Origin of the sequence: Pseudarcicella hirudinis, assembly GCF_900115665.1 — a bacterium.
GTDB classification, from domain to species: domain Bacteria; phylum Bacteroidota; class Bacteroidia; order Cytophagales; family Spirosomataceae; genus Pseudarcicella; species Pseudarcicella hirudinis.
Map to the genome: position 1 here is coordinate 1 of NZ_FOXH01000016.1, position 7,206 is coordinate 7,206.

General features: G+C 46.7%; 1 protein-coding gene. It reads right to left on the reverse strand.

All coding sequences use genetic code 11. From position 1 onward, the window contains the following. On the reverse strand, positions 1–6,950 hold a 6,950-nt coding region (locus BM179_RS20955), incomplete at its 3' end, for a PKD domain-containing protein (RefSeq protein WP_143095289.1). Positions 6,951–7,206: the final 256 nt, after the last annotated feature.

A 7,206-nucleotide genomic window follows, 5' to 3' on the forward strand; every position in this document is an offset into this window, starting at 1 on the left:
AAACCTGTCAAACTCGTTGTCGTGGCTGGTGCACAAATATTCTGATCTGTTCCGGCTACCGGTTTAGGCTTGATAATTACCGAAACCGTATCTGATCCGTTATTTGGCACCGAATAAATGAATCGGTACGTTCCTGCAGCACTCATACCTGATACTGCTCCTGCATTTGTCACTGTGGCCGCTGCCGGATTACCCGTCTGCGCTGTCCATGTTCCGCCTGCTGGACTAAAGCCCGTTAAATTCGTTGTACTCATTGGCGAACACAAACTCTGATCCAATCCTGCACTTGGCTTCACATTGATCGTTACGGCTACTGTATCTGAACACGCTACTCCATTCGCTGTTATTGAATAAATAAAGCGGTACGTCCCTACTGCACTCATACCTGTTACTGCTCCTGCATTGGTCACCGTTGCTGTGGCAGGATTTCCCGCCATCGCACTCCATGTTCCGCCTGCTGGGCTAAAGCCTGTCAAACTCGTCGTACTCGTTGGAGAGGTAAGTGTTTGGTCTGTTCCTGCTACTGGTTTGGCATTGATTATTACCGAAACCGTATCTGAACAACCATTCAAGCTATAAATAAACTTATACGTTCCGGCTGCACTCATGCCTGAGACTGCTCCCGCATTCGTCACTGTGGCCGCTGCCGGGTTACCCGTCTGCGCTGACCACGTTCCACCTGCAGGACTAAAGCCTGTCAAACTCGTTGTCGTGGCTGGTGAACAAATGCTTTGATCTGCTCCCGCTACTGGTTTAGGTTTGATAATTACCGAAACCGTATCTGAACATGTTTGTCCGCCACTTGTTACTGAATATATAAAGCGATACGTCCCTACCACACTCATACCTGTTACTGCTCCCGCATTCGTCACTGTCGCTCCTGCAGGATTGCCTGTTTGTGCTGACCATGTTCCGCCTGCTGGACTAAAGCCCGTCAAATTCGTTGTACTCATTGGGGAACACAAACTCTGGTCTGTTCCTGCAATAGGCTTCGTACAACCAGCACAAGCTTGTACTGTTACTCTCACTGTATCTGAACAACCATTAACTGTATAGATAAATTGATAAACACCCGCTACATTCATCCCGCTTACTGATCCCGCATTCGTCACTGTCGCAGTAGCTGGGTTACCAGCCATCGCACTCCATGTTCCGCCTGCTGGACTAAAACCTGTCAAACTCGTTGTCGTTTGAAGCGTATTCGTCGAGGCATTCGCACAGGCTAAACTCTGATCTGCTCCCGCTACTGGTTTGGCATTGATTATTACCGAAACCGTATCAGCACAACCATTCAAGCTATAAATAAACTTATACGTTCCAGCAGCACTCATACCACTTACTGCTCCCGCATTCGTTACTATGGCTGCTGCCGGGTTACCCGTCTGTGCTGACCATGTTCCGCCTGCCGGACTAAAGCCTGTCAAACTCGTTGTCGTGGCTGGTGAACAAATGCTTTGATCTGTTCCCGCTACTGGTTTAGGCTTGATAATTACCGAAACTGTATCTGAACAACCATTCAAGCTATAAATAAACTTATACGTACCTACAGCACTCATACCTGATACTGCTCCCGCATTGGTAACGGCAGCTGCTGCCGGGTTACCCGTTTGTGCTGACCATGTTCCACCTGCTGGACTAAAACCTGTCAAACTTGCTGTCGTGGCTGGTGAACAAATATTCTGATCTGTTCCGGCTATTGGTTTCGCATTAACTGTCACTACCACTTGTGCTGTATCTTTACAGCCTGTGGCATTTTGTGCCACCAGAATATAGGTTGTTGTTGCAGTAGGTTTTACTACCGTCGGATTTGTCACTGCTGTTCCGCCAGCCGTTCCTATGCTCCAGACCGGACTTTGATAAGTGGCATAACTGGCGATTTTGCTCGTCAAATCTACCGACTCTCCGCTACAAATTGCTGCAGTACCGTTGGCAATAGCCGGTTTGGCATTTACTACCAATCTCACATATGCTGTATCAGAACATGTGGCATCTCCTGCGTTGCTTACCCTAACGGCATAGTATTTTGTTCCCGCTGTGGTCAAGGCAGTACCACTCGGAGTATAGCTGGCTGATGTCGCTCCGCCAATACCTGTTCCTAAACTGCTCGTGGTGTCTGTCAGAGGACCATACCATTGGTATTCTACTCCTGTAGCGGGCGAAGCAATATAAGCACCTGCCGGGCCGCCCTCACAAATTGTTTGCAGCTTTGGTAAAGCCGAAACTCCTGATGGAGGCACGCAGGAAGGTGTATTACAAATGTTTACATTCAGTCTTCCTGAGGCCGTCGTCGCACAGCCTGTTGAGGTATTCGTGACTATTAAGTTATATGTTTTTGTACCTGTTCCCGTCAGAATTACCGTTGGGGTGGCTGCATAAATGTTATTCAATGTTCCGTCATTTGGTGACCATTGGTAATTATATGTACCCGATGGACTTACGCTTGGACTGAACATAGCCTTACTATCGGCTAAACAGGCTGTTACATCAGGTATCGTAACCGATGGGGCAGGAGTTGGATTAACCCCTACCACAATAGTCTGACTGGCCTGACAACCATTCGCCCCAATACCCGTCAGTGTATAGGTCTGCGAAGTATTACCTACGCAGGCATAAGGGTTTGGAATAGCAGGGTCACTCAATCCCGTGCTGGGATTCCAATAATATTGAGTTCCTGACACCACATCATTCGTCCCGATCTGTACGCAACTGTTCTGACATACCGTTGGTGATGGCATTACATTGGTTAATGTAAAGGTATTGACGGTAATGGTAACGTTGGCTGTCGTCCGGCAACCGCCCGGATCAGTACGGGTCACTGTAAATACATAGGTGCCTGCAGCCGTAGGGTTGAAGACCGGATTGGAGACAACAGCAGAACTCAGGCCTGTAACACCACTGGCTGGTGAACTCGTCCATGCATAAGTACCCCCAGCTGAGGGACCTCCCAGCTGAACCGTTGAACCAAGACAAATGCTTTTGTTGTCTCCTGCCGTTGGCACTATGACAGAAGGCGTAAAGGTTACATTAGCACTGCCTGTACAGCCCGCAGCATTAGTGACAGTCAAGGTAAAAGTTGTAGCACTGGCCGGGCGGGTTGACTGGGTTGTTGCCGTTGGCCCGTTGCTCTTGGGATTGACCACCAAACTGGCGGGTGACCAGCTATAGGAAGCCATGCCCGAAGGACCCGCCGGTAGTGGCATGGCTCCTGATGTACTCGGACAATAAGTCTGGTTGGTAAAACTAAAGGGAGCTACCGGACTTTTAACCGTCACTTTAACTGTATCATTTACTACACAGCCCGTCACGGAATTTGTGGCTTGTAAATAAAAACTGGTCGTAGCGGCTACTGGTATGGTTGGATTCGCAGCCGTATTGTTGGGCTGGTAAGAAGCCGCAGGCGTCCAGAGATACGTGACGTTTGGAAGCGGACTTTGACCTAATTGCACAGTACCTGAGCCACACATCTGAATGTCGCTGCCAGCGATACCAGCCGGCATGCCGGTAATAATAACGTGAGCCGTATCACGAGCCACGCAGCCTGAACCCACATCCACTACCAATACAGGGAAGTACTGACTGCCCCTTACTATGGCCGTAGGATTTGAAAGGGTTGTATCATTCAAGTATTTCTGTGGGTCAGTCCAGGCATATGAATAGCCCGCCACCGTCGGCTGGCCAATACTTACCGATATACCCGGACAGGTAGTTACATCTTTGGCCTGAAAGACCGGAAGACTCCAGGCAGGATTGTTGACATGGATGGTTCGGGTACAATTGAAACTAGGGTCGAACGGACTCCCCATGGTCACGGTATAGGTACGTTCCACATTATCTGTCAGATAAACTTCACGACCACTGTAAGCAGATAAACCTACATTAGGTGACCAGGTATAGGTAAATACACTTGGATCGGAAGAGAAAATATCGCCTGCAGTAGCTGTCAGCTTCACGCTGTTGGCTCCGCCGTTCAGCCCGAAACTCGGACAGACAAAGGGTGCTTCTACAGCAATGTCTACCACACAACCACAAGGCGGTACTACTACATCGTCCGTACAAGTTGTCCCATTGTAGCTGACCGTTAAGCGGTAAGTAGTGCTTCCACCACCCGAACTGCTGACTGGTACCATGGGTAAATTAGTAGCACCGGTAAAATTGCCCGGACCGGAAACCTTGGTCCAGCTATAAGTTTCATTGATATTAGGTGTACGGTCAGCCGTACCCACATATCTGGGGCCGCAGCCATCTACCCCTGCATTGGCTTCAATGACTGAGGCATAGGTTGAATCTACAAAGGAACAGCCTTGTTTGATGGCCGTCAGATAATATTTGATCGGGTTGGGATTAGGCATAGCTAAATTGCCCGGTTGAAATCTAGTACTAGAGACATTATTCCATTGTAAATAATTGCCCGGCGCCCAAACATAGGTAAAACCGCTTTCTTTAGGCGTACCTAAGAAAGCATCCAAATCGCTTATGCAAAATGTTTTATCAGGCCCTGCAAAATTAGGAGTAACAGGAGCGGCTACCGGCGTTACCGTCACTACATCTGTTGTGCTGCAAGTACCGCCACCAGTAACAGGAATAGTCATCGTGAGGGTATAGGTAGTTGCAGCGGTTGGATGTACATCCGGCTGGGCACAGTTGGTACAGCTCATGGAAGGGTCAGCTGGTGAGGCAGACCAGCTATAGGTCAGCCCGCTAAGACCCTGAATTGGTGCCCCTCCTATTCGAACGATTTTACCCACACAAGTGCTGGCATCCGGCCCGGCATCAGCTTTATATACATTGACCAGCTGCTGACCCAGGCTCTGGCAGCCATTATTATCTGTAACCAAAACGGTATAAATAGTTGTAGTGGTAGGGCTGACGGTGGGGTTGGCACTGGCATTATTAGGCGTATATACCCCGGCTGGTGTCCATTGGTAGGAAGCAATAGTGGCTCCTCCGTTGCCCGTGGCAGTGGGTGAACCGCCCAGACGGGTGGTACTGCCCAAACAGGTATTTACTACAGATCCGACATTTATTGTTGGAGCTGTATTGGCATTCACTGCTACAGTAGCTATTGAGCTGGTACTGAGTACGGAATCACAATTAGTAGTTAAGCGTCGGTAATAGGTGGTGACTCCTTCTGCATGTAGGGGAGTATAATTGACCTTTATCGCCCCAGGAATATCACTCCAGGGCCCGCTTGCTGATAATGCCTGCTGCCATTGATACATCATGGCAATAGTTGTCTGTGATTCAGCCACTCCCTGACGATAAAGATTGGGCAAGCTATTACCAGAGATGGAAAAAGCTGGTCCACTCAGCGTGGCAACACTGCTGTTATTTTTACAAACGGTTTGGCTTGCCGGTGTGAGATTGTCTCCGCTAAAGTTGGATGCCGGATTTATATTAAACTTGGTCCATACAAAATCATATGCACCTTTATTAGAACTGCTATTAGTGACAGGATAATCCGTTAAACGGGAGATTGAGGTCACATAGGCAAAATCATTGTCAACCAATAAGGATCCATTGTATTCACTATTATTACCTCCTAAAAAGGTAGAATAACAGATTTGATTTTGGGCGTTAATTTTGGTTAAGACATAATCTGTACTATCTACAGCTCCTTTTTTGGTGGAACCATTGGTGACCGGATAAGTATTTGTTGCATCTCCTTTCGTAGTTCCCAGCAAATACAAATCTCCGTTTTTGACCTGCACATCCAGCAGTTTTTCGCTGGAATTAGAATTTAAGGAGCCGGAGCTAATAATGGCTCCGGTGGCTGCATTTAGTTTGGTAAAGGCCAGGTGATCATTAGATTTGGTATTATTTCCCATATAAACAATACCGTTTTCTACCCTTACTGCACCAGAATATAAGTTAAAGATTTTGCTGTAAAGAATCTTGTTTGAAATGGCGTCGTATTTTCTAAGGAAGAACCCCGTCCACGGATTAGCGGGAATGGCGCTACCATCTGTGGTAACAAATTTTGAAGCACAACCCGTTATATAGCCGTAAAAATACACCCCACCGTCTTTGATATCAAAATACTCAGAGGCGTTGTTAATAAGGGAGTTAAAAGTAATAAAAGGACCACGACATTGATTATTCAGCATGGTAGAGAAAAGAACCTCGCCGGTACGACCATCAAACTTAGTATAAAAAGCCTCATACGCTCCTCCACTCGTAGTTCCATCCGTGGTCGGATAATAATTATTATTATAGTATGTTTCACCAGCCATATAGATAATACCATCAACTACTTCCGCTTGTCTTATAAAATTACCGTTTGAGCCAGAATTGAATGTTTTCTGAAGTAGCAGGGCATTGGTCGTAACGTCATATTTATAAATCCTAAATGTGGTGCCATTAAAGCCGTCACTTCTAAATATATAAGCAGATCCATTGTCTACTTTAATGAACTCCCCACCCGGCATATAGGTAGAAAACTGAATGGCGCCGGTAACAGCATCGAGCTTGGTATAAAATCCGGAGTTACTACTACTATATGCTGTCCCGTTGGTGACCGGATAATTCGTTGATTGGGTTCCCCCTAAAATAAATACAGAACCATTACTGACGACTATTCCATTGGAGGATTCCGCTCCACTGCCACCTAAGAATCTGCTCCATACAACAGCTCCTGTTGCTGACAATTTGGTAACAGTCAGATCAGAACTACCCCCTCCATAAGCGGGACCAGTGGTTACCGGAAAATCAGATGAGGGGGTCGTACCCAGGATATAGGTCTCCCCATTTACTACATATGTAATGGGGGCAGAATTTTCACTACCAGAGCCTCCCAGATAGGTAGAGGCCTGAATATACCCCTGCCCGTAGCTAAGCCGGGCGCTGAACATTAAGCTTCCTAAACAAAGCAAGGCCAATAGCCAGCGTTGTGGCGGTCTTTTAGCTTGGATAACAACACCTGTAGAAAGCATCTGTTGTAATGTTTGTTTCATAATTAGTTATATTGTAAATACATAAATAACACGTACTTGTATTCAGTGCTATTCAATAATTCTGCCATCGATAGTGCAAAAAAGACTTATAAATCAACAAAAAAGACAATATTGATTACAACTAAAGAAACTCCGGGTTTTTTCTGATAAGATTGAGTATTTTAAAAATCAGGAACCTGTAACCACATAGGAACATAGGGAACATAGGAATTATGCTCTGATTTGTAACCACATAGGAACATAGGGCACATAGGGT